Source organism: Parapedobacter sp. GCM10030251 (assembly GCF_042666505.1).
Classification (GTDB): domain Bacteria; phylum Bacteroidota; class Bacteroidia; order Sphingobacteriales; family Sphingobacteriaceae; genus Parapedobacter.
The window spans coordinates 1-23,534 of the sequence record NZ_JBHTDN010000016.1 but is presented as its reverse complement, the minus strand read 5'-3'; the positions used below and the strand labels follow the sequence as shown (position 1 = coordinate 23,534).

The 23,534-nt window shown below is 47.3% G+C and carries 25 protein-coding genes; 6 read left to right on the top strand and 19 right to left on the bottom strand.

Annotation, left to right across the window (positions count from 1 at the left end):
* Positions 1 to 4 precede the first annotated feature (4 nt).
* From ACFQRK_RS22690 to ACFQRK_RS22675, 4 genes are all read right to left on the bottom strand, one after another.
* Complete coding sequence (locus ACFQRK_RS22690; RefSeq protein WP_379010593.1) at positions 5 to 772, bottom strand: endonuclease/exonuclease/phosphatase family protein; 768 nt, start codon at positions 770 to 772, stop codon at positions 5 to 7.
* Positions 773 to 848: 76 nt separating this feature from the next.
* Positions 849 to 2,600 (bottom strand): RagB/SusD family nutrient uptake outer membrane protein, encoded by a 1,752-nt coding sequence (locus ACFQRK_RS22685; RefSeq protein WP_379010592.1) that lies wholly within the window; start codon positions 2,598 to 2,600, stop codon positions 849 to 851.
* Between the two features lie 18 nt (positions 2,601 to 2,618).
* Positions 2,619 to 5,873, bottom strand: a complete 3,255-nt coding sequence (locus ACFQRK_RS22680) for a SusC/RagA family TonB-linked outer membrane protein (RefSeq protein ID WP_379010591.1) — start codon at positions 5,871 to 5,873, stop codon at positions 2,619 to 2,621.
* 103 nt (positions 5,874 to 5,976) lie between these two features.
* Positions 5,977 to 7,533: a metallophosphoesterase gene (locus tag ACFQRK_RS22675; RefSeq protein ID WP_379010589.1), complete on the bottom strand. Its 1,557-nt coding sequence runs from the start codon at positions 7,531 to 7,533 to the stop codon at positions 5,977 to 5,979.
* A 238-nt stretch (positions 7,534 to 7,771) separates the two neighbouring features.
* On the opposite strand from ACFQRK_RS22675, the gene ACFQRK_RS22670 reads away from it, so the two are divergent.
* On the top strand, positions 7,772 to 8,383 hold the full coding sequence (locus ACFQRK_RS22670; protein WP_379010588.1) for a hypothetical protein: 612 nt from the start codon (positions 7,772 to 7,774) through the stop codon (positions 8,381 to 8,383).
* Positions 8,384 to 8,596: 213 nt separating this feature from the next.
* Here ACFQRK_RS22670 and ACFQRK_RS22665 read toward each other — a convergent pair whose 3' ends face one another.
* Positions 8,597 to 9,142 (bottom strand): hypothetical protein, encoded by a 546-nt coding sequence (locus ACFQRK_RS22665; protein WP_379010586.1) that lies wholly within the window; start codon positions 9,140 to 9,142, stop codon positions 8,597 to 8,599.
* A gap of 260 nt (positions 9,143 to 9,402) precedes the next feature.
* Between ACFQRK_RS22665 and ACFQRK_RS22660 the strand changes: the two genes are divergently transcribed.
* On the top strand, positions 9,403 to 10,353 hold the full coding sequence (locus tag ACFQRK_RS22660) for a hypothetical protein (RefSeq protein WP_379010584.1): 951 nt from the start codon (positions 9,403 to 9,405) through the stop codon (positions 10,351 to 10,353).
* Positions 10,354 to 10,625: 272 nt separating this feature from the next.
* Here the strand turns inward: ACFQRK_RS22660 and ACFQRK_RS22655 are convergent, their stop codons facing one another.
* From ACFQRK_RS22655 to ACFQRK_RS22645, 3 genes are all read right to left on the bottom strand, one after another.
* Positions 10,626 to 12,143: an FAD/NAD(P)-binding protein gene (locus ACFQRK_RS22655; protein ID WP_379010583.1), complete on the bottom strand. Its 1,518-nt coding sequence runs from the start codon at positions 12,141 to 12,143 to the stop codon at positions 10,626 to 10,628.
* Positions 12,144 to 12,253: 110 nt separating this feature from the next.
* Positions 12,254 to 13,171, bottom strand: coding sequence for a helix-turn-helix domain-containing protein (locus ACFQRK_RS22650; RefSeq protein ID WP_379010581.1), 918 nt, complete (start codon positions 13,169 to 13,171; stop codon positions 12,254 to 12,256).
* Between the two features lie 18 nt (positions 13,172 to 13,189).
* Entirely contained in the window at positions 13,190 to 13,954 is a 765-nt protein-coding gene (locus ACFQRK_RS22645) for an SDR family NAD(P)-dependent oxidoreductase (RefSeq protein WP_379010580.1), read from the bottom strand.
* Between the two features lie 209 nt (positions 13,955 to 14,163).
* On the opposite strand from ACFQRK_RS22645, the gene ACFQRK_RS22640 reads away from it, so the two are divergent.
* Both ACFQRK_RS22640 and ACFQRK_RS22635 read left to right on the top strand, forming a co-directional pair.
* Complete coding sequence (locus tag ACFQRK_RS22640; RefSeq protein ID WP_379010578.1) at positions 14,164 to 14,538, top strand: hypothetical protein; 375 nt, start codon at positions 14,164 to 14,166, stop codon at positions 14,536 to 14,538.
* Between the two features lie 189 nt (positions 14,539 to 14,727).
* A complete protein-coding gene (locus ACFQRK_RS22635; RefSeq protein ID WP_379010575.1) occupies positions 14,728 to 15,135 on the top strand; it encodes a hypothetical protein in 408 nt (135 codons plus the stop codon).
* Positions 15,136 to 15,197: 62 nt separating this feature from the next.
* On the opposite strand, the gene ACFQRK_RS22630 is transcribed toward ACFQRK_RS22635, so the two are convergent.
* The 5 genes from ACFQRK_RS22630 to ACFQRK_RS22610 all read right to left on the bottom strand — a co-directional run bounded on the left by ACFQRK_RS22630 (position 15,198) and on the right by ACFQRK_RS22610 (position 18,455).
* Positions 15,198 to 15,401: an RNA polymerase sigma factor gene (locus ACFQRK_RS22630; RefSeq protein ID WP_379010574.1), complete on the bottom strand. Its 204-nt coding sequence runs from the start codon at positions 15,399 to 15,401 to the stop codon at positions 15,198 to 15,200.
* Between the two features lie 594 nt (positions 15,402 to 15,995).
* Complete coding sequence (locus ACFQRK_RS22625; protein WP_379010572.1) at positions 15,996 to 16,271, bottom strand: KilA-N domain-containing protein; 276 nt, start codon at positions 16,269 to 16,271, stop codon at positions 15,996 to 15,998.
* Complete coding sequence (locus tag ACFQRK_RS22620; RefSeq protein WP_379010571.1) at positions 16,244 to 16,537, bottom strand: hypothetical protein; 294 nt, start codon at positions 16,535 to 16,537, stop codon at positions 16,244 to 16,246. Before ACFQRK_RS22620 ends, ACFQRK_RS22625 begins: the two co-directional genes overlap by 28 nt.
* Positions 16,538 to 16,675: 138 nt before the next feature.
* The gene (locus ACFQRK_RS22615) at positions 16,676 to 18,208 is read right to left on the bottom strand and encodes a TlpA family protein disulfide reductase (protein ID WP_379010570.1); all 1,533 of its coding nucleotides are present in this window, start codon (positions 18,206 to 18,208) and stop codon (positions 16,676 to 16,678) included.
* A 28-nt stretch (positions 18,209 to 18,236) separates the two neighbouring features.
* On the bottom strand, positions 18,237 to 18,455 hold the full coding sequence (locus ACFQRK_RS22610; RefSeq protein WP_379010569.1) for a hypothetical protein: 219 nt from the start codon (positions 18,453 to 18,455) through the stop codon (positions 18,237 to 18,239).
* 405 nt (positions 18,456 to 18,860) lie between these two features.
* On the opposite strand from ACFQRK_RS22610, the gene ACFQRK_RS22605 reads away from it, so the two are divergent.
* Entirely contained in the window at positions 18,861 to 20,072 is a 1,212-nt protein-coding gene (locus ACFQRK_RS22605; RefSeq protein WP_379010568.1) for an ATP-binding protein, read from the top strand.
* 98 nt (positions 20,073 to 20,170) lie between these two features.
* On the opposite strand, the gene ACFQRK_RS22600 is transcribed toward ACFQRK_RS22605, so the two are convergent.
* The 4 genes from ACFQRK_RS22600 to ACFQRK_RS22585 all read right to left on the bottom strand — a co-directional run bounded on the left by ACFQRK_RS22600 (position 20,171) and on the right by ACFQRK_RS22585 (position 22,115).
* The gene (locus tag ACFQRK_RS22600; RefSeq protein ID WP_379010567.1) at positions 20,171 to 20,974 is read right to left on the bottom strand and encodes a KilA-N domain-containing protein; all 804 of its coding nucleotides are present in this window, start codon (positions 20,972 to 20,974) and stop codon (positions 20,171 to 20,173) included.
* 56 nt (positions 20,975 to 21,030) lie between these two features.
* Entirely contained in the window at positions 21,031 to 21,192 is a 162-nt protein-coding gene (locus tag ACFQRK_RS22595; RefSeq protein ID WP_379010566.1) for a hypothetical protein, read from the bottom strand.
* Positions 21,193 to 21,233: 41 nt separating this feature from the next.
* Positions 21,234 to 21,458, bottom strand: coding sequence for a hypothetical protein (locus ACFQRK_RS22590; RefSeq protein ID WP_379010564.1), 225 nt, complete (start codon positions 21,456 to 21,458; stop codon positions 21,234 to 21,236).
* A gap of 222 nt (positions 21,459 to 21,680) precedes the next feature.
* Positions 21,681 to 22,115 (bottom strand): hypothetical protein, encoded by a 435-nt coding sequence (locus tag ACFQRK_RS22585; protein WP_379010562.1) that lies wholly within the window; start codon positions 22,113 to 22,115, stop codon positions 21,681 to 21,683.
* Positions 22,116 to 22,657: 542 nt separating this feature from the next.
* On the opposite strand from ACFQRK_RS22585, the gene ACFQRK_RS22580 reads away from it, so the two are divergent.
* On the top strand, positions 22,658 to 22,981 hold the full coding sequence (locus ACFQRK_RS22580) for a hypothetical protein (protein ID WP_379010561.1): 324 nt from the start codon (positions 22,658 to 22,660) through the stop codon (positions 22,979 to 22,981).
* Positions 22,982 to 23,085: 104 nt separating this feature from the next.
* Here ACFQRK_RS22580 and ACFQRK_RS22575 read toward each other — a convergent pair whose 3' ends face one another.
* Positions 23,086 to 23,412 carry a hypothetical protein gene (locus ACFQRK_RS22575; protein ID WP_379010559.1) on the bottom strand — a complete coding sequence of 109 codons (327 nt, stop codon included), beginning with the start codon at positions 23,410 to 23,412 and terminating at the stop codon, positions 23,086 to 23,088.
* Positions 23,413 to 23,425: 13 nt separating this feature from the next.
* Positions 23,426 to 23,534: ATP-binding protein (locus ACFQRK_RS22570; protein ID WP_379010636.1), on the bottom strand; the 109-nt coding region annotated here is incomplete at its 5' end.

The following is a 23,534-nucleotide window of genomic DNA, read 5'->3' as shown; positions in this document are numbered from 1 at the left end:
GCACTTACAATTTCAGTGTAGCTTCCAGCGGCAAATGATCCGAGTAGTGGATCTCTTTCCGGACGAGGGTGCTGTTCCTCTTTTTAAGAAGTGACGGAGATACGAAAATATAATCTATTTTTTTGACGGGTTCGGCTGCCGGAAAGGTAGGCGCCAAACCTTGGTCCATAAACGTTAACCGCTCCGAAATCAATTCAATCTCTTTCGTATCGGGCAGGGCATTGAAATCGCCGGTCAGTATCACCGGTTCGCTTCCAGCCAAATGGCGCATGATTTCCTCCGCTTGGATCAATCTTGTCGGCTGATCCAAGGCCAGATGCACCGTGGAAAACACCAGTTCTTTTTTTCCCACGCCGAGTTTAACAGCCAAGAAAGCCAGCGATTCCTTTTTTCCGTTCTTCATGGAGGTAATACGTTCGTTGCGTTGCTCCTTGATGGGAAACTTGGATAAAATCCCTAAGCCATAAGCCCCTCCATCGTAGGCAAAATGCCGGTAAAATGCATAATGCATGCCCGTGATCTCGGCCAGCACTTTCATCTGGTCCCGATTCCCCGATCGTCGGCAAAGGCTGTCCACCTCCTGCAATCCCACCAGATCCGCCCCGGATTCTTTGATGAACGCGCCGATTTCCTGCAGCGTCATTTGTTCGGCGGCATCTGCCCCATGATGGATATTGTAGCTCATCACCTTGAGGCTTTGACCTTGTGAAGGGAAGCTAAACAGCATAACCCACAAGCAGACCACCCCGAAAAAGAAACCCCTGTTTGCCATGTTCAAAAAATTAAATGTTGATGCCCCTTCCCGGAGCATCAACAATCAGTTATACCATTATCCGGTCAATATCGCGTCACTTCCAACCCGGATTTTGAACCAGGTTCGGATTGAGTACAATATCTGAATTGGAAATCGGATAAAGATACTTTTTATCTTCAAAACTACGCTCTTCGTTAGCACCCCAGATCACGTGGCCGGAAGTTCCCTCAGAGAGTTTGGAAATATTGTTATCGATCACAAAGTACGTTACCCCCGCCTGCGGGGCATCCGGCGTTCTGGAGACGAACGATACATCCGGCGTACCATTCCCATCCAGATCCATCGGGTGGTTCATGGCCGGCACATATATGCCCTTCCACGGCATTTCCACCAGTTCGCCTTTTTTCCACCGCATCAGATCCTGGTACCTGAGGTTCTCATAGCATAATTCGATACCGCGCTCCCTTCTGATTTCCAGCAGATACTTGTCAGCTATCCCGGGAAAATACACTTCCCGGAGATACGGATCAGCCGTTTGCGGGATGGCTGTGTTCACCCCGGCCCGCTGCCTGAGCAGCCCGATGGTCTTGGCCCATTCCACGTCGTCAAATTCACCCAGCTCCGCTTTCGCTTCAGCGTAATTCAAGAGTACCTCCGCATAGCGCATCAACGGGATCGTATTATACGCTTCGCCAATCCCATCCAACCTTTTGTCGTCCATGCTCCATTTAAGCAGGTGATAGCCGGTAAAGGTGTAACCGAAGTTCGGCGGTGCGGGGCTTCCATCGCTTCGTTTGTAACCCAGCGACCTGACCGTCTGTGCCAGGCGATGATCACGGTTCGCCATCTCATCCACAAACAGCAGCTCATCATATCCGGCCTTATCCGTAAACCTGCTTCCATCAGTCATCAAATACGTATTGATGAACTGCTTGTTCAGCCCCCAGCGCGAACCGTAGGTAGCCGAATTGAACTTCCAGGTCAGCGCATGCCATCTTTTCAAGGCGTTGTTGAAGACCATCGCAAACATCACTTCCTGGCTGACGGCGTTTTCAGATATGAACAGTGTCCGGTAGTCGGATGTCGGCTTTCCGGTGTTGTAAAGCGAATATGTACCCGCATCCATCACCATTTTGGCCGCATTGGCCGCCTCCCTGAGCCATTGATCGGCTGTACTCACCAGGTTCAGTTCCGTATGATATTTCCGGTAGGTTCCTTCGTAAAGCGCGATTCTGGATTTATACGCCAACGCCACTTGGCGGGTAATCGTCGACGAAGTATTGTCTTTCGCTTCGCGGATGTTTTCCGCCGCAAAGTTCAGGTCTTCCAACACGTGCTGCATCACCACCTCCCGTGGGTCCTGCGTTTTATACAGCGCCTCGTCATCGGTGGTCAACGGTGTATCATACCAAGGCACATTTCCGTAACGCTGTACCTTTTCAATATAAAACCAGGCCCTGAAAAACCGCGCGATGCCAGCGTAGTGGTTTCTGGCTTCCTCGGGAATGGCCTCGTTGTTATAATTGGCCAGGAAGTAATTAATATTCCGCAGATTGGACCAGTTCCAGGAACCTTCGTCTACCGACGAATAATTCCCGGATATAAAGTTCGAGCTTTGGGTTATGGAAGAATAATCGGCCATACCATCGCCCTGCGTTGCCGCATCCGCAGAAGGAAGCATTTGCTGATAGAACGAGTTGGTATAGAGTTCCAGGTCCTCTTCCGTCGCAAAAAAAGAACCCGGCACCAATTTGTCAAAGGGTTCTGTTTCGAGGAAATCATTACAAGATGCCAGCGATAACATCAAACCGACACTGGCGGTTATATATAACATTGATTTTTTCATGATCAATATTTCTAATCGTTAAAAAGAAAAATTAAGCCCCAACGTGTACGATTTCAGCATCGGATACGCATCCCCCTGACCGTGGCTATTGGTCATATCGCCCGCGGGGTTCTCGATGATTTCAGGGTCAAAGTTGTCCGTGTGCTTATACAGCCCGGAGAAGGTGAAAAGATTTTGTCCGCTCAGGTAAACCATGGCCTTTCCGATACCAAGCTTGCTCATCCACGCCTCCGGGAATGTGTAATTGACGGTGATGTCTTTCACCCGCAGGTAGCTCGCATCCTGGAGGTATCGGGTCTGGGGGGCGCCCAGTGAGCGGTTGGTGCCCAGGGCCGTATACCCCCGGTATCTGGGCCAGTACGCATTGGGGTTCTCTTCCGTCCAATAGTCATCCATCATGATCTTCGGCTGAAAACCATAAGGCCGGTTGTACGGGCCGTAGAAAAGGTCGGCCTCCGGCGCAAAGTACCAGTCACGCTTGCCAATCCCCTGTACGAAGGCTGAGACTCCCACACCTTTCCAGTTGCCGGACACGGTGAAACCATACTGGTACCGTGGCGAATTGTTGCCGATGATCATCCGATCGCCTGGATCGTCCACCGTGTTCTTCCCCTGATTAATCACCCCGTCACCGTTCCGGTCGGCAAACTTCAGGTCGCCGGCAAGGTATTCATTGGTATTCGAGTTCAGCAGAAAGCTCTGATCGGCCCAATTTGCCGCCTCTTTGTCCGAAGCGAAGAATCCAAGGGTTTCATACCCCCAGATCTCTCCCAGCTTCATGCCCTTGTAGTACGTGCTGGCCAGCGTCCTGGTCGGGTTATTGAATTTCAGGATCTCAGACTGGTTATCCCATAGCGAGCCAGACACGCTGTAGTGAAATGGCGTTCCGCCGGCATCAAATTGATCCTGCCAGCCCAGTGTCAATTCCCAGCCATTTGTTTTCAGGTCGGCGTAGTTGCCAAAAGGTACCGTCGCTCCGAATACATTGGGTAGGGGCTGCCCCGCCGTAAACATATCCGTGGTGACGCGGCTGTACCAGTCGAACGTCAGGTTAAACCTTCCAGAAAAAAGCGTGGCATCCAGGCCGACGTCCAGCGTAGTAGCCTTTTCCCAGGTCAATCCATCCGGAATCACGCCCGGAATCGATGTATATGGCGTTTGAACCCCATTTAGGATGACACTTGTTTTGGATACTGACATGGTTTCCATATACCGGTAAGGTGCCACATTTCCATTTCCGAGCGACCCGTAGGAAGCCCTCAATTTCAGGTTGTCCAACCAGGTGCGGCTACCCGCCATAAACGGCTCCTCGGAGATGTTCCAACCTGCAGAAGCCGACGGGAAGAACCCGTACCGTTGATTGTCGGGGAATTTCGAAGACCCATCGTAGCGGCCATTGAATTCCAGCAGGTACCGGCTTTTATACGCATACGTCAACCGATAGAAAACCCCCAGATATTTCCACTCGTTGCCCCCACCCGCGATGTTATAGTTCAGGCCGTCCATCAGGTTAAAATCCGGTTTACCCGGCACCAGCAGACCATCCCGTTGCGCATCGAAGTTATCCCAGCGGTTCGATTCGATGTTGTATCCCACCAAAACCCCCAGATCATGCGCATCGTTAAGGGTCTTTTTCACTTCGGCCGTGATGTTAGACCCCCAATAGGTCGTATTGTCGGATAAGGTGCGGTACAAGCTATTCCCAAACCGGGCGGTTTGCCCAGGCCTGTCGCTCGAGTACAGATAATTGTTGTACCGCTTATCTTTATTGAACGTCTTGGCGTAGGTAAAGTTAGCCTTGAAGGTTACCAGATCACCGAACGGCTTAGCGGTTACGCTTGGCGTCGTTCTGACGAAGAATCGGTCGTAATCCGAACGGCTGCTTCCATCCACAAACGAAGCCCCCGCTTCGACCGCCTGCCGGGTAAATGTGCCGTCGGGATTGTACATCGTAGCAATCGGAAAGCCCGATACCGCCCAATACCTCCAGATGCCGGCATCACCGTTGGCAAGCAGCGGATAACCGTACTGATACGTGCTGACATCGACATTATTGTCGAACGTCAGCCAGTCGTTCAGGTGGACCTCACCCTTGGCTCGCACGTTCCATTTGTTAAAATCGTCTGGAGAGTGCTTGAATATCCCATCTTGGTGGTAATAAAGGCCAGACACAAAATATTTTGCCCTTTCATTTCCCCCCGATGCGGTGATCGAAGCCTCCGTGGCCGGCATTCTATCCCGGTGCAGGGCAGCAAACCAGTCAGTGCTGCCAAAGTATTCGTATCGTCCAAGCGATTCGTTATAGACCGCATCCCCCTGAGAAGGATCGTGATTTTTCAATCGCTCCAGGTATTCCAGCGAGAAAGGAAAATTGGCGTTGACGGTGATGGGATGCGTCTTATAATCATACCAGGCATAGAACGCATCATCGAAATTTTTGGCCCAGGTATAGCCATCTGTCACCAGATTCGGAACCACCGTACGCTGATTGACCGTTTGGCTCAGCCGTACATCCAGCCGCGGTTCGCCTTTGCCCACGTCTTTGGTGGTGATCAGGACCACCCCAAACGCCGCCCGCGAACCGTAAATGGCGGCAGACGAGGCATCCTTCAGGATGGTCACGCTTTCCACATCGTTCGGATTCAGCAGGTTGGGGTCTCCCTCCACGCCGTCAATCAACACCATCGCATTGCCGCCCGCACCGATAGACGTAATCCCCCGGATGTTAAAGGCAGCACTACGGGTTGGGCTACCATCCGTCATCCTCAGGTTGAGGTTGGGCAGCGTCCCCTGGAGCATACGGGTCAGGTTAGGCTGAGGCCTGTTTTCAAGCACCTCGGAGTTGATCTGAGACACCGCTCCTGTCAGGTTAATTTTCTTTTGCGTTCCATAACCAACCACCACAACCTCCTCCAAATCGTTCTTACCATCCAACTGGATCACGATGTCGCGCGTGCTACCGTTCACTTGATGGGTTTTCGTCTCAAAACCCACATAAGATATCACCAGCGTCACATCCGTTTGATCCGATTCCAGGACAAACCGTCCGTTTTCATCGGTAGACACCGCTTTACCCGTGCCCTGAATGGCAACCGTAGCGTTCTGGACCGGCTGACCATCACCATCCACGACCCTTCCCGAAAGCGTTGTCTGTTGCGAGCTGTTAGCAGTCTGCTCTTTGTAGCTCACGGCAAAAGCCGTAGCGGCCTCCCCAAGAAATGGAAACGACAATATCGTCCCCGCCAATAAACATATTGGTACACCTACTTTCATCTGTTTAAAAAAAATTAATTATTCCCTTTGTGGCGGCAAACGTAAAGAGGCAATGTGACCGGGATGTTAAGCCTATATTTGTTTTAAGAGAACTTTTTTCGCATTAGGGCAGTGACGTAACGACCACATCGTCATAAACCCGCGTTTCTGTCGAAACGACCTGTCCCGATTCATCCGTCACTGGAAAAATGTACTGCGGGGTCATGATCACTTCGTAGCCATGCGTCCCTTTCGGCACCAGGTCGACCACCAGATGCCCGTAATGTTTACCCCCAGAAAGGAGTTGCCGTCCACGCCAGTTTTCCGGCGCATCCACGTGAGCCACCCATTGCCGGTACGCATTGAAACGGCGCGGATCCACGTCGTCAAGCGAATATCCGAGCCCATCTCCGGCGATGCCCACATCCCAATAATGGATCCCGTCTACCAGCGAATGTTCAAGCGATTCGTTGTGCCCGCAGATGACCGCTACGACGCCGTATTTTTCGAACATCGGGTGATATGCGCGCATGGGCACCCCCGCCTGCCCGGAGCTCTTTTCCGCGGTCAACGGCAAAATGTGCCCGCCGCTGGAGTACGGGATGTGATGGAATTGCACGAAGATCACCTGGCCGGCCTCCTGTGCGTCTTTCAATTGCGCCTCCGCCCATTTCCATTGCTCAGATCCACGGCCGATGTCGGGCAGGTCATCGCCCGGGTAGGTCGATGCGCTGATGTTGATGTTGGTATCATAGTCCGTACTGTCGGGCAGTCCGTTGGATGAATCCAGCGTAATAATGGTTATCGGCCCGTAGTCAACCCGGTAATAGCAGTCTTGGTAGGCCGCGTATCCATTGCCGGGCAGCGAAAAGTAGGCTTTGTACTTGGCCCTCGATTCAAACACCGCCTGCGGGTCATAGCCGCCGTTGCGTGCGCCGAAATTTTCCCAGTTACCGATGGCCGGCAGGAGCAGCGTCTGGCCGAGAACATCATCGAATTTGCCAGCAACATGGAAGAAAAACTCATCCCAGGCACGCTGGTAGCCACCACCCTGCACAATATCTCCTGGCAGGACGATAAAGTCAGGCTTTTCCATCTTGATCTGTCTGAGGTTTGCCTTGAAACCTGCCGTCTCGGTGAGCAGGTAGTTATCCAAACCCCGTGGCCTGCCGGAACTTTCCGGAGCCTGTCTTCCTGTCACCCATGGGCGTTTGGTATGCCGGCCTTCCGGGTCCGTCTCACTGTCGGCAAATGCCACAAACCGGATGCGCTCCCGCTGGCCTTTCACGGGTGCAGCGGTAAACTCGTCGGTATAGCGCTCCGTACCCTGGATCACCCGATACGCATAGGTCGTCCGTGGCGTCAGGCCCTTTAACACAACGGTGTGCTTCCAGTTGGCATTGCGGAACATGTCCGGAAAACTATCCCGTTCGGATTCCTCCAGCGCTGAGTAATTAAGCGCCGGAACAAGAACCGGCGTTGGTGAATAATATTGGGTATCTACTGCATTCGGTTCCCACACAGCCAGTTTACCCGTCACCTCCTGATCCGTAAACCAAGTAAGCCGGACTGCGCCCGCGCTGTCAGCGGGCAGCAAGTAGGGCGATACCCTGAACTGTCCATAACATGCGCCGGAAAAAGCGGCTATGCAAACCAGTGAGGTGATTGTCTTTCTGTACATGAGGGCTTCGTCTTATTCCGGGCAAAAATAACATGCCCATGTTACCTCAATATTATGTTTGCTTATTGACCAGCATCGCGCAAGCTGCATTTTTTTGAGGGGTAATATCAATATAAAACTTAAATAATTTTTACACACAAATCATTTATAATCAACGCAAATAAGCTAATTTATGCATGAAATTAAAATTTAATTTCTTGCAAAATAATCAAAATATTAGGATCTTTGTCGTAGTATTATGGCAAGAGTAAACGAATTAAAGCGGCAACTAAAACCAGGTCAGGTCTATCGTCGGGAAGACTTGGCCCCATATTCCAATGCCGTAGATCGTCATCTTGCTTTACTCGTACAGGACGGTACGCTCCACAAAATCGCGCAAGGCTTGTACTATTTTCCTAAAAAGACTGCCTTCGGCGCTTCGCCGCCGGATGACGAAACGTTAATTCGTAGCTTCCTTAAAGACAAGCGATTCTTACTGACTTCGCCAAACAGTTACAATGCGCTAGGAGTAGGTACCACACAGCTTTATAATAAACGGATCGTGTACAACCTAAAACGCCATGAACAGGTTACCCTGAATGGCAAAACTTTCTTTTTCCACAAAACGCCTTATTTTCCAAAAAAGGCTACTCCAGAGTTCTTGTTGGTCGACTTGGTCAATAATCTTGGTAGCCTTGCTGAAGAGCGTGAGCAAGTATTAAAGAATACCTTGGCAAAGGCCAAGACAGTGGATTTGAACAAGTTAAAGCATGCCGTTGAAGCATATGGCCACAGTAAAACGAAAAAGTTATTCCATCCCGTACTTGCGGAAATGAAAAATACCCGCTATGCCCAAGCAGCACCTGTATAAATTATGATCGCTGTCCTCAACCTGACATCTTCCGACAAGGTTTAACAAATTTTAACAGTTTCATGCCTAACTCGGCACGCCATTTGAAAGTCTATGGTTGTAGAATTGTCTTTTCATAATTTAGGTTTATAATTGGTTAGTTTGAAAACCCTGCGTCTCCCCGGCGCAGGGTTTTTTTATGCTAAGGAATCGTTTCAAAACCGCTGATCTGACTTAAGTTCGTAACGTCCGCTGCACCAAATATGGATGGTGTTTAGCCAATTCTGTACGGAATACATCAAGTCCATATAAAAACGAGCTGATTCGTAAACGCTCTCGGTCTTTGGTATATACGCGGATTTCATTCATTAAACTATTGAAATCAGCTGTCTTAATACCTGCCCATTCAGTGCTTTTTGACCGCCCCCAAGCATCGTAAACAGTCAGTCCAGTTTCCGTTAGCTCAACACGATGCCTATGATAGTATGCTAGGCAATAAAAGCAACCATACCCTGTCAGGGGTAAAAATATCGCAAGCGACACAATCGCATACCAGAAATCATCCTCCTTACCTAATCCTACAAAGACAACAAGCGCAATAAGACCGAGAAACATAACTCCACATACGTATCCCAGAATGGCGAAAAAAACGCTATTTTTCAATAGCGCCACTCCAGGAGAGACCGTTATTGCATTAGTTCCCTGCTGACTTGTCCATCGGTATAAAATAGAAACTGCACTTACGATTAATAAGACAGTTATGGCAACTTGTATATTCATATTTACCTACACAATCGGTTTGTAATAATAATTAGAAAATTGGCTTCATAAAAACAAATTACGCTACTTAGATCATAAATTACAAATCGCAATAAAGGTTGTATCCGGTGGTAACCGCCACATGCCTTGCCCTTGCGTATACCCATTTTTAGGTATTTCAGGAATCAACGTTTTTTTTGAATTTAGATGCTAAATTTATTGTTTACTTGATTGTAATTCGCAAAGCGACAAGCCAATAACAAACCCCAAATTAATTAACCATGAGTTTACCAACCGTTCTACTCTGTCTCGCGTTAGCAGTGCCGGTCATTTCGCCTGCTCAACGTTTCAAGGTCGTGGACCAGCGCCTGTTTGCACCTCAGCAAAGAACAGTCTTTCTACTTCAGGACACGCTTACCGACAAAAAGATTATCCTCTTCCGGACAAAGATCCAGGTTAATACCGACGGCACGCCCATGTCCTATCATCCATATGATCTTCATGGCGAAACCAAGGCCATTAATACCATCGGCAACGCCGTTGCTGTACGGAAAAAAGGATCGTCAAAAAACCTCTGTCTCGACAGAAAAACCTATAAGGAAGCGATTCGAGTGTTTGCGTCATACCGAGATTCAGGATTCGAAATCGTACCAGAAGGGTATGAGATAACCTGGAAAAACGTATTGGCAGCAGAGCGGGTGGGCGACATCGATAAGCCGTGCATCATTAAGACCGGTCCTTACGCCGGCTATTTCGGTTCGTTGACGTCACTAACCAACGGTTTAACGGCAAATAGGGGAGAGTGCGATTGCAATAATCAAGTCAACCCCTTGGAGGTGCCCGGATTAGTGCTGCCCGGAGGGAACAACGCCTTAAGGAATTATGGAGCCAAGGTGGGCGACTTGGTCGCTGCCTATAATCCGGCCAATGACAGCCTGGTGTACGCCATCATAAATGATCAGGGACCCGCGCACAACCTAGGCGAAGGATCGGTGCTTTTAAACATGACGTTGTTGGGGATTACCGAGTTTCCCAAAAGCCGTAAGGCCACTTACAAACTAATTCCCAAAAATGACGTCGTCATTGTCATCATACCCCAATCGGTCAATTATGAGCGGGTCAGACCCTATACGGCTGCCAATGTGCGTAAACGAGTAACGGAGTGGTTCGAAGCCGTCGGCATCCATAATAAAGAAGATTTCAAACAATTAGTAAGTGCCAACGGCGAATAAAGGTGTGGTTTAACAAATTTTAACGATTTCGCGCTTAAACCGGCACGCCCTTTGAAAGTCTATCATCGTAGAATTGTCTTTTCATAATTTAGGTTTATAATTGGTTAGTTTGATAACCCGCGTCTCCCCGGCGCGGGTTTTTTTATCAAATCATTATCTTAGTGCTCAACGGACTATCTCTTGATATATGGCTTGCTGAGGGATGCCGGCCAGCACGCGGTGGCCGAGGGACCGAACGCCGTATCTGGGCATATTATCGACACCGAGGCATTTTACGGAATCCGTCGAACCAGGTGGGCTGCTAGCTTATCCGCTTGGGCTACATTAAACCATAACGAATTGACATCGTGCTGCAGCCCCACCAGCAGATGGCCGATCGCATAAAAAGGAGCAGGTCCGGCGGTGGGCCGGCTTACGCGCATCGTGTGAAGGTCGGCAACCAAACCTCCTGCCCCATATTCTTCAATATAACCGCTTGCTAAGAGCTGCTGAAGCAGTGGAATGTCATCCATCTGCCGGATGGCGACTGCAGGTCCAGTCGCGTTGATCACAAAATCGGTGCGGTACGCCTGGCCGTCGTCCGTTTTCAGCAGAAACCCATTACCATCCCGGCGGACATCGCTGCTATTGCCGATAACGCGTAGTTGTTGCTGTTCCAGTAGGCGTTTTAACTTGAAGGCATTTTTGAGCGGGATAGCGTGCCGGTTGATATCGAATTCCGTCCCTATCCACTTAGCAAATAGTTGCTGTTGTGTCATCGGAAGAAGATTCCATATCGTGTCGGCTTCATACCGTAGCGAGTACAGAACGTCCTGAAAGACGCTGCCGCCGCTCAGTGCGTCCCGTATATCCGCGTTCAGCAGTTCCAGCGGTGCTTTACCCGTCCGTACCTCCGCTGCCCAGTTTACGCGGCGCTCGAGGTACTGTTCCACCTCCGCGCGGAATAAGCGGATGAGATCTTTAACGCGCAATGCACGTTGTTGTTTGCGGATAAACCTACGGATGGCTGAAAGCGTAAAGACGCTACGTTCGTAATGCCGCTCAACCGGAGGCTGTACCCGCGGCAGCAACCCTTCGGACGAAAAAAAACTAATCGGCCCCCGATGACCGTTTTCCACGAGGGTAATCATGGCATCAATCGCCGTTAGGCTGCTGCCCACAATACCGATGCTCGCGTATTTGTCGTGAATCGTCGATAAAATGCCTGCCGATGGCCAAGGAGAGGCCAAGTATTCCGGGTATTCGTTTAGGTGCCTAAAATTATTTGACTTGGGATTTCCTGTTGCCAGAATCACGAAATCGGCCACGTAGCTGCCGTCGCGTGTATGGAGCGTTACCTGTGCATTATCCCCGATTTCGGCTGCCAAGACCTCTGAACGTTTCTTTCTCAATGTAATGCCATGGTGTTCCGCCTCGCGCCAATACCGTTTCATCATGGCCTGCACATAGCAGCCGTACAGCATCCGGGGCGGGTAAGCGTCCGGATGGATGCTATGAAGGCCGAACCTGCTTTCAATCATTTTTCTGTGCCGGTGCGCCCATTGTACAAAATGTAGCGGCTCTTCCGGGAAAATCCCCATTAATCCAGCCCGCGTATTCAGCAAATGGCCTTCCTGACCGGTCCCATACGCCAGTCCTGGGCCAAGCTCTTCCCTTTTTTCAAATAACCAGATAGCTAGCGGAGCAGTTTTTCCGGAAATGATGTATTTGGATATTAATTGTGTAAAGCAGGCGACTCCGCTGGCTCCTACGCCCACGATGGCGATCGTTGTTCCCCTTTGATTAACCATACGGTTAAACAACCGTCTATCGACGTGATTGTTCTGCGGTTTGCCTAAAGCCCCAAGTGCTGTGACTTACCTCGCCGGGCAACGTTGACCGCCGGACTTCCCATTCACTTTTAATTAAACGCCTGCCGGAATTCCAGAGGCGATTGATTGGTTTTTGCTTTGAATAATTTACTGAACGATTGCGAATGCTCAAACCCCAGCTCATAGGCGATTTCACTAACCGATAAACTGGTCGTTGATAATTTTTCCTTCGCCTTTTCGATCAACTTTTCGTGGATATGCTGCTGGGTACTTTGCCCGGTTAGCACTTTTAACAGACCACTTAAATAATTAGGCGACACATTCAGTGCATCCGCCACAAATTGAACCGTCGGTGCCCCTTTTAGCATGAGATTATCGCCGTTAAAATAATCATCCAGCAAGTCTTCCAAACGGTTTAAAATCTGGTGATTCGTTATTTTCCGGGTAATGAATTGCCGTTCGTAAAAACGTTCGGAATAATTCAATAAGGTTTCAATCTGCGAAATAATAATGCGCTGGCTGAATTTATCGATATTGGCGTGATACTCCTGTTTAATGTTGGCAATTATCCCGTTGAGGGTCGCTTCCTCCTTTTCCGAAAGAAACAGCGCTTCGCTTACCGAGTAATCGAAAAACTCGTACTGTTTAATCGCTTTGGCAAGAGATGTTCCCCACAGAAAATCCGGATGAATCAGCAAGATCCAGCCCGAAGGATGCGAATTTTCATCCGGGGCCGGCGATGCGTGCAGTACCTGCTTCGGTGCCAAAAAATACATCACGCCCTCATCGAAATCATATTCCTGCTGCCCATAACGCATTTTTCCCGTCAGCCCGCGCTTAACCGAAATCGAATAGTAGTCGGCAACCAAAGGCGGCATTATGGGGTTGTTCCGCTTGGCCTCCACCACCTGAGCATAATCCACTACGCTAATGAGTGGATGCTCAGGGGGAGCCAGTTGGTGCAGCTTGTGAAAATCACTAACGGTTTTAACAGTTAACGGATTCATTTCACTAAGGTAAGAAAATCAAAGCGACTGTCCGCCCGAAACTTCAATGCGTTGTGCATTGATCCAATACGCATCTTCCGTACACAAGAAGGCCACTACACCGCCGATGTCGTCGGGCAAACCCACCCTACCGAGGGCAGTATATCCCGCAATCGTCGCATTGATATCCTTATTATCACGCGTTCTTCCACCGCCAAAGTCCGTTTCGATGGCACCCGGAGCAACCACGTTGGCCCGGATTTTCCGTTCGCCCAATTCCTTTGCCAGATAGCGCGTAAAGGTTTCCACGGCAGTTTTGGCAGAGGCGTATACGGAAGAACCCGGCAAGGTCATCCGGGTCAACCCTGATGAAACGTTGATAATTCCCCCACCGTTATTAATGTACGGCAACGCCTTTTGTGTCAAGAAAAACACCCCTTTATAGTGTATATCGAAGATCTCCTCCACTTGGTCCTCGGTAACCTCTGCGATGGGGGCGTACAGCGCCGTTCCTGCGTTGTTGATAAGAAAGTCGAAATTCGGACTACCTGTTTTTTCTTGTAGGTATCCGGTTACCTCGTTAATAAACGCATCAAACGTACTTACGTTTCTGGTGTCTAGCTGAAAGGCAAATGCGTTTTGTCCCAACGACTCGATTTCGCTGACAACTTCGTCAGCCTTTTCTTTGTTGCTGTTGTAAGTTACCACCACGTCTATTCCTTTTTTGGCAATAGCGATGGCCATGTTCTTTCCAAGTCCGCGGCTTCCGCCCGTTATTACTGCAATTTTGTTTTTTGTGTTCATGATCTAACTGTTAAGTATGTGGCTACCATATAGCCTTATTCAATTTATTGGAACAAAGTTCAGGCAACTTCAGAAATTAGGTGTAGCCAAATCTATGATTGTTGTAGTCACTTTTGCGCTCAAATTTATATACGATCCAGTAGCACTTAGTTATTCTCTTTCGTCTCTCAATTGAAATAGCTTATCTTTACATATCAAAATAACCAATTATGAAAATTAACTTGTTCCCCTTAGCCATCCTGTCGACATTCTTCGTATTTCAATCATGCGATAAAGCCGAGCATTTGGGTGACGATGTTTTCCGCATCGCCTACCTGGGACCATCCGATGGCTGCCCGGGCGGATCTTTGATCCGTTTTGCGAAAAAGGATATCGATCGGTTGTCACGGTTGATTGATATGGAATTCACCGAAGAGTACCGCAAGGAGCGGGTTGCATCAGCGGTTAATCTAAAAGGAAACTATCGTGAAGGGCAAACCGTTATACTGAAGATAGGGCAATTTCCGCCGGAAGAACTACGCCCCTGCCTGGCATATATGCGTTCGTATCTAGGTGTGTTTGTTTTAGAAGAACACCCCGATTAATACGTTCCGTATTGGGGCGATGAGAACCCCGCGTCTCCAGGCGCTATATCCCCAATAACCTATCCACCTGTTCTACCGATTGCCCCAGGTCTAGGAAAGTTCGAGCGTAACATACAGCCTGTACTGCAGTCGTATTTTTGTAACTTATCAGCCGTTTAATATTGTCCGCTTTTGCGTAGATTTGTTTCTATGGAACATGCACGTACCCCTGCAACACAAAGAAAGCCCTTCCGCAAATGGATAGTCATCGCAGGGCTTATCCTGTTGGTGATAGCCGCCGGGATGATCTGGTGGAAATATTACTATGTATTTGGCGAAGGGGTGAAGTCAGGTCAGTTGAATTATGTTGTTAAAAAGGGCAACATTTTCAAGACCTACGAGGGCAAATTGATACAGACAGGTCTTCGTTCAGCAAACTCAGGTACGATCCAGTCCAATGAATTCGAATTTTCGGTAGAGAATGACAGTATAGCCAATATCTTGATGCGCAATAGCGGTAAAACTTTTGATCTGCATTATAAAGAGTATAAAAATGCCATTCCATGGCGGGGTTTCAGCCCGTTCATCGTTGATAGTATTATCGACATGCGCCCGTGACGGAACGGTACACCACATACAGAAAACAAACACCGAAAGGATGGTTTCTCATTCGGTGTTTGTCATTGTGGAATACCAATAGCGTATTTTAAAAAAGTTTCCTGTACAACTTCTTCACTCTGATCGCGTCGCTTGGTGAGGGCATAGGCAAAACGATATACTTTAGCATACATTTTATTGTAGATGATACGGAAGGCCTGCTCATCGCCATTGTTCAACCGACGAATAAAGCTTTCGCTTACCGACTTTTCTTTTTCAGAATGCATGAAATTCCCGTTGTCCCTGCTCAAGGTTTAAATCAGAAAGATAATATAGTCATCTAACAATTGAACCTTAATTAAAAGCTTGCCGAAACTCAATTGGCGACATGCTCGTTTTCTTCTTAAAAAGCGTACTGAACGATTGCGCATGCTCACCTGCTGACCACTATTCCGACAGGCTTCTTCAATCTGTTTAACAACAAACAGTTGTTATTTAAATTTCACGCCCCTTATTTAAATAACTTTTTTGCTATTTAAAAAACAAGGCAATATTTTAAATAAGATAGCATTAGTAAGTATTCCGATAAATTGCCGATAACTCGGTATCGCTGTTGTTTTTCAGGCGTGAATATGAAAAACAGTATTTAGGCGTTAACAACCCAATACCCGCAGGGCTTCTTGATTGAATGGTTCCGGATGACAACACCACTTTTATCTCTTTCTTAATGGTCGGAAGAGTTAACCAGTTGATCAGCAAGTCAATTGCGGGGGTGAGGCCACTCCACCTCATCTGCGTATTTTTGGATAGTGAATTGTCAAAATACGCTTTGCTTCCATACCGGCCTGGCTTTGATCTTATACCTACGGCGTTTGTAGCGTCTATCCACCGCTTGGGGTAAGAACGAAATTGTTTAATCCTGCCTGTTTTCTAAACCCGTCGAATTCGACGGGTTTAAAATCCGGATTATTTAAAATTTCCGAAAAACCTAAGAGTTCGATTGTATTTCTATTCCTTAGCCAGTTTCTAATAATGTCATCCGTATGCTCGGAATCTTTATACCTAGCCAAATCGGTCAGCGATATATAATCGTCAGTTTCATGTTGTAAAATAGTTATCTCTGTCCCTTTTACTTCCAATTTCTTACTTTTTGCCATGGGTAGGTTGCTGTTGTATCTTCGATTTTTCTTTCCGCGCCCAGTCCTATTTTAACCATTCCGTGGACTTGCACGAAATGGTCTAATACGTCTTGATTGCTGTTTTTGCATGCCTCTTTGACTTTAGTAATGACGGGCTTAAAATTTCTATATTCTAGATACCCAAGCACCTTGCCTAAATCCCGAGCACTCCAAAACTCATTTCCATCAGCATCGACCTGTTTAATTTGTTCGAAAATACTTTGCGCTTGTAATTGTTTTGCCATGAGCAAGTTGTTATTTTGGTTATATGGCGAAGATACGTTTTGTCAAACAGAGAAAATTGGGGAGACAAAGTGGTTTTCGTCGACCAAGACTTCGTCCTAGTTGCCGTTGTGCCCGTCTGCAGCCGAGGTATAATGGATTCATAATGCAGACTCAATCTGTTCTATTAACTTAGCCCTATCCATCGGGTAACCAGCTTGCGACAACTCGTAAGTTCCATCGGCCTTAATGATGACATATGTCGGATAACCGGTGCCACCCGTTTTTCCCATAATGTCTTCAGTGAGTTTCTGGCTAGCGAGTACATGCATGCCTTCTAGACCATAGTACGCAATGAGTTGCTTCCATTTTTCCGGTTGGTGGATATCGTAATTGGCCACGTAGAGAAAATCCACGCCCTTGCCCTTGAAATGGGCTTTAAGGGCCTCGCCGTTCCGCTCAATCTCCTCTCGGCAGGGGCCGCACCACGTGCCCCACATATCGAGCAATAACGTTTTCCCTTTGACATGCGCGAGTACCTGTTCGAAGGTTTCCAGCGAACCGCTTTCATCGATGAACACCATCCGGTCATTCAGTGTTCGCACATTTTTTTTGCGTATTTCGGCAATGGAAGGCGCGAGCAACGGTAGGTAGGCACTCGCCGGGTAAGCGGATTCAAAATTTTCATAAATGGATACCAAATTGTCCTCTTTGCTACCCACGGCATTGTTGATGAGATGGGCATATGCAAAAGCGGCTACCTCGCCAGAGAAATACCTATTGATTATTTTTTCGGTTAGTAGGTTTTCGGGGTCGTCGTTAAGGCTCTTCCGGGCCAGCGTCTCATCCCCGCCGTACCAGTCCCGCGCTAATTCAGCGAAGTTCGCCTGCCTCAGCATCCACAATGCTTCCTTTTTGCGCAGTAAGAAGTCGGCGATAAAGTCAGTGTAATGGGGTGCGATCAGCGCCTCATCGCTATCAATGTCGTTTTCAGCGATCAACCGGTCAGTAGCTTCATCCCACTGTTTTATCAAATCTTTTCCACTCGGTTTATTGCGTAATGCAAACTTGTGGTTTCCGGCGAACTGGTAAAATTCCTTCAGCACAAAATATCGCTGGTTAATACGCTGGGCACCGACAAATGCATCTGTGGGGTTGTACTGGCGGATATAGCTCTCCAACGTCGCGCTATCTTTGCGGTATTGCGATCTTAAATCTTGCAATATCCGGCTGGGTAGGGTATCCGTTTCGTAGGCATCGGTGCCGAACCACGTCGTTGTCTCTAAAAGTTGATTGTTTTGGGCGCCCTTGCCGGTAACGGTTACTGGACCGTTTTTGGCTTCCGAGAGCGTGATGTCCAGCCGGTCGCCGGGAGAAATGAACAAGTTGTAATTTTGCAAGTTGGCCGCCCGTATACGCATGAATACGGGTTCGTCTAGGTCGAGTGTCACGCTGCCATGGCCGTCGTTGAGTGGAACATGTATTGTCCAAAACCAGTCGGTCTTTTTGCGCACGTAAGTCTGCGTCAAATTCGGGCAGTACAAGGTTACCTCGTTTACTTCTGCGCTTGCAGACCGGAAGGAAATTGTAGTCTGTTCCCGTAGGGTCTCTTCGGTCGAGAAGCCCAACGCCAATTTGCAGAAGCCGAAAGCGACCAAGCAAATGGGAAGCACTTTTATCGAAAGAATCTTCATAAGTTGCTCTTTTTTTTCTGTGTACTTATCATCTTCTAGTTGCCTTGGCAGGCTTCCTACCCACCAGCCAATACCCAATACTGCCAAGCAAGGGAACAGCTAAAATCAGTAGCCCCCAGATCAGCCGATGCGTGCCCGATATCGCCATGTTTGTAGCCGCATGGAAGAGGCTGTAAAACATGAATGCCAAAAGCGGCAATACGATGAAAAGTTCCGTGGTTCCCAAATTCAAAAAAAGTAAAGTCATATTTCGTGGCTTGTCTTGCTGCCTATCGGAATCCCGCCCTACCCTTTTTTATCCAACGTTTCAATTAACCTGTTTTTAGTTTGTCGTTGAATCGTCTTACAGTTGCTTCAGGTTCCAATTATATTGGGCGATATAAAGATAACAACAATACTCGACATTTTTCGTCAATAAAAACAATACCATAGGATTCTAAGTTAGGTAAATTGCTAATACAGGTATTTCAAGCAGTATTCATAACTTTGTCTCTACTTCGGTGACACAAAGGTGATTTACGCGTGCTTACCTTTGCCGTGATAGAATGTCACATATAGATTCTTCAAATATAATTGACAAATCATAAAATATACACATTCCCTTCAATCATAATTGAAGAAATAGATTACCTTTGCATAAGAATCAATTATAATGGAAGGAATCATAAAGCGACAAAGATATATAGAGCGTGTCAAACCGTTCATTGGCAAACAGCTCATTAAGATTCTCACGGGGCAACGCCGCGTGGGCAAAAGCTATATGCTTAAGCTGATCATCCAAGAGATACAGGAGCGGGAGCCGAAAGCGAATATCATTTCTATTGACAAAGAGCTGGAAGAATTTGCCGCTATCACCAACCATCAAGAATTGAATGAATACGTGCTCGGTAAATTAAAAGACAACCAACCCAACTACCTATTTATTGACGAGGTGCAGGAAATCTCAGCTTTTCAGCGTTGCCTGCGTAGCTTGCTCAACCAAAACACCTGTGACATCTATTGCACAGGAAGCAGTGCAAACATGCTGTCGGGCGAACTGGCTACGTTGATGGCCGGACGGTATATCGAGATTCCAATACATTCCCTTAGTTATAAGGAATTCCTGACATTCAATAGGCTAAGTGACGGCACGGAGAGTTTACAATTGTATTTAACTATCGGCGGGCTCCCGTACCAACACCATATCGGGCTGGAGCCATCGCTCGTATTCGAATACCTGAAAAATGTATATGCATCCATCTTACTGAAAGACGTAGTGAGCCGCGAGGGCATACGCAATGTGTCTTTACTTGAGAACTTGGTAGCGTACCTGGCTGATAACGTGGGTAGTCTCTTTTCTGCCCAAAATATAAGCAGATACCTTAAATCTCAACAGGTTGCCATACCCACACAATCGGTTATCAACTATTTGCATGCATTGACCAATGCCTATTTTATACACAAAGTATCAAGGGCTGACATCAATGGGCTGAAAATATTCGAAATAGGTGAAAAGTACTATTTTGAAGATATTGGTTTACGCAACAGTATCCGTAGCTTTAACTACCGTGGGGATATCGGGAAGTTAATGGAAAATGTAGTGTTCTTACATTTGATTAGAAGCGGATTCCGCGTATTCGTGGGCAAAGACGGTGATCAGGAAATTGATTTCATGGGAGAGCGAAACGGCGAACGATTATATGTGCAGGTTTGTTACCTACTGACTGATGAAAAAACCATCCAACGTGAATTCGGAAATCTGGCTGCCATCGCCGATAATTACCCCAAATATGTGATTTCCATGGATTCTTTGTCCTCAAAAAACACGTATAAGGGGATTCGCCAACTATCATTGAATGAATTTTTGATGATGGATGATTTTTGATGCCAGCACTGGGCAGATAAACAACCACTTCTTTGCCTGAGTCTGCATTTTGGACAATGAGGCTGCAACTGCGACCCTGTTAGGCATGCCCACAGAAGCTACCCATTCTTTAGTTTTCCCACCGATTTGCTATGCGCCACCAACGAACGCAATTGCATAATTGCCATCCTGTTCAATTGGATCAATCGCTCCGATTGGGCCAGTCCTTGGTGAATAAGCAACGCGTTCGTACTTTCCATATTTGACAATACCACCAGTTGCTCAATAGATGCATAATCCCGAATATTACCCTTCTTATCCGGATTATCATCTCGCCACTGCTTGGCAGTCTTACCAAACAAGGCCATATTCAGTACGTCAGCTTCGTTTGCATAAACGAAAGAAACCTGGGCTTTTGACAACGTCACCGGAATTAGGTTTTCTTTGATGGCATCCGTATGGATGTGGTAGTTTACCTTGGCAAGTGTACGCTGGAAGTCCCAATCAGCATTAAGTCTACTGCTTTCTTCCTCTTTCAGCCGTTGAAATTCCTTAATCAGATAAAACTTGAACTCCGCACTTAACCAAGTAGCAAATTCGAAAGCTATATCTTTATGCGCAAATGTACCACCATACCTTCCGGTCCTCGAAAAAATACCAATAGCATTCGTTGTTTCAATCCATCTCTTTGGTGTAAGCGCAAAGCTGTTTGATCCCGACTGATTTTTAATTCCATCGAATTCGATGGAATTAAAACCTGGATTATTGAATAATTCCCAAAGACCAATAAATTCGATCGTACTCCGATTCCTCATCCAGTTCTGCAAAATATAGTCGCTGCGTTCGGGATCCGGCTTCCCGACCTCCAGTACGAATATAGAACGTCTGGCGTTTGGGCCGTATTCAGGAAGGATATCTATCACGAAGCGTATTTGAAAGAGCTCGGATTGAACGAGCGACAATCAGATCCAGCTCTATGCTATTTGCTAAACCTCACATAGCTTTGCTGGTAGGCAACCGTATCCTTATCGCCCAGTGTCGTCAAGAAATCCTCATCAAATTCGTTGAATAACTTTCCGGAAATCATGCTTTCGCTTGCCTGTCCTTCGGTTCCAGAATGGCGGTAAAGCTTGTAGATCATAATGGGGAACAACAGGGATTGGTAGGTTCCCTGGCAATAAATCACCGCCTCCCCTTTATACAGCAATTGGCCCCCCGAATGAACGTTTCCAGCAGACCGTTGTGCTTGCCCAGTCGATAGGTGTCCAGTGCCGTCCATTGTACCGCACCCGTCGCATATGGTCCAAGTATAAAAGGCGAGCGGAAGACCACAGCATCATTATCTTCACGGGATGCGGGAATACCGATGTATAGGAGCATAGGAATGAAGATCAGGAATGTGCCCATAATTCGAAGGTTTATAATGTTTTCTCTTAACTATTTATCGCTACTTTTTTGCAACTTCTATCCGATATTCCTCGGGTGAATATGAAAACCAGTACATAGGCTTTCGGGAGAAACTGGCCACGTTTATAGATGATCGGGAACCGGGGCGTTAACTTCCCCAATACCCGCAAGGCTTCTTGATTGAATGATTAACCTTATGCGGTTAATCAAAAGCGGATATGATCAGTCTTCCATATCTAACTCGCCCGTCAGCGTAAACTCGCCCTTTTCCACCATTTTTTCCATGCGTGCGATGGCCTCTGTTCGGGCCTCATCTTTTGTTTCGGCCAGCAAATAGACGGTCAGGCAATTCGGCACCCCATCCAATTCACCGACTTCATGTACGTTGTTCATTGCTTTTTCGGTTTCTGTGGGATCGTACACAATGAATAGGTTTGCTCTTCCATCGCTGTAAAAAGGTGCACAATACGGGTTACGGCTTTTGTCCCCCGGAAACTGCGGATTTAAAGCTATTTCTCGAATTTCAAAGTCATCGGCTCGATCCTTAAAACGATACAAAAATTCATCCATCCGTTCTTTTGAGTCAAACACACCGTAAATATCGTTGGCATCATCATAGTAGGGCGAATAAACAACAAAAACAGTTTTGGTTTCCATGGTCGTTGGTTTTATATCATAACTTCAAATAGTCAGCCACCGCTTTCATCATTCCAAATCCGGCTGGCAACCCGTATTGTCGTCGACTTCCCAGTCGCCTTAGGCAATAGCCCTGTCTCTGATCTCATTGGCACATGCACCGTCCTAATCCGCCGTGCAGGCGCAGGCTGCTGCGTGCCCTCTCGACTACCCATAGTTTAGATTTTATGTTGAATATTGCTTAAGGAGCTATACTTAATTCATTGCTAATCTATTCATTTCAGATTTAACATCCTAATTTGATTTCATTTTCCGGTATGTTGAAAGTGATACGAGGTCTATATTTTGTCCTTAGGAAACTCCCATTTCAAAGGTAAACTCCTCAAGCTGCTCCACTGGCAAATTAATATTTTATGCTCGGCCTGACACTTCATGTTCGTGTTCCGTCACCTAGTTCTTAGCCCCACCATGGTTTATTTTATTACAAACTAAGTAAAAATCTGCCCTTATTTTGTTACAAAGAAGACTTATTTTTCCCCTTATTTTATTACAAATCATAACTGATGGCATTTAAAAGGGACATCGAACTTTTCCCAAACAAAAAAATCTTAGCAATCTCCACCGTCTTTCAAAACCCTTACCTTTGCTTTAAATACGTTACCAAAATAAAAATCAGCATATCCAACATGACCGATAAATTGCTCGAAACATTGGCCGACATTGCCTACCAAGCGGGGCAGCAAGGATACGACACAGGCGATTCGAGAGCCGATGTAAACAGCTTTATACATTGGGCGCGCGAATTTGAAGAGCGACATGTCACTACCGATTGGGATATCACAAATTACATGCTTGAAATCGAACAGTACGTTGCCACCAAACTATGATGGCATAAACGTTCATTGACTTTACTAGCGAGCCGCTATAACCACTCTTTACCAATTCAACCCGCTAGCGATCAAAACCTATTCGACTTCTCCTTGCATCCAGGCTAAAACAGCCTGCTTACCGCACAGCTCAGCCCGAAAGAAAGGAACCGGTTTTTATCGTGGCCCATATCCTTTTTGGCAACATTGGTTAGCCCTTCACTATAGCGTACAAAAGCCCCCAATCCCACGCTACGTATTTGATAGCCGATCTCAGCCGTTGCGCCGATATCCATCACGCGCATATATTCGAGGATCATAAGCCCCCCGTCTTTCCGCTCTGGGGTATATATGGGGAATCCCAGCAATTGAATATTCCGGGGAAAGTACACCACCCGTTCCGGATGAAAGTACACCAGTGAAGAGGCCAATAATCTGCGCAGCTGCGCCACTGGGTTTTCAAAGTTAAAGATTTTTTTTCTTCCTCATAGACTTGCCCTGCAGGGGCAGCCTATGTGCCGAAGCTGTCAATCTGTCCATTATCGCGTCGGCCAGTGTAGGCTCATCGATAAAG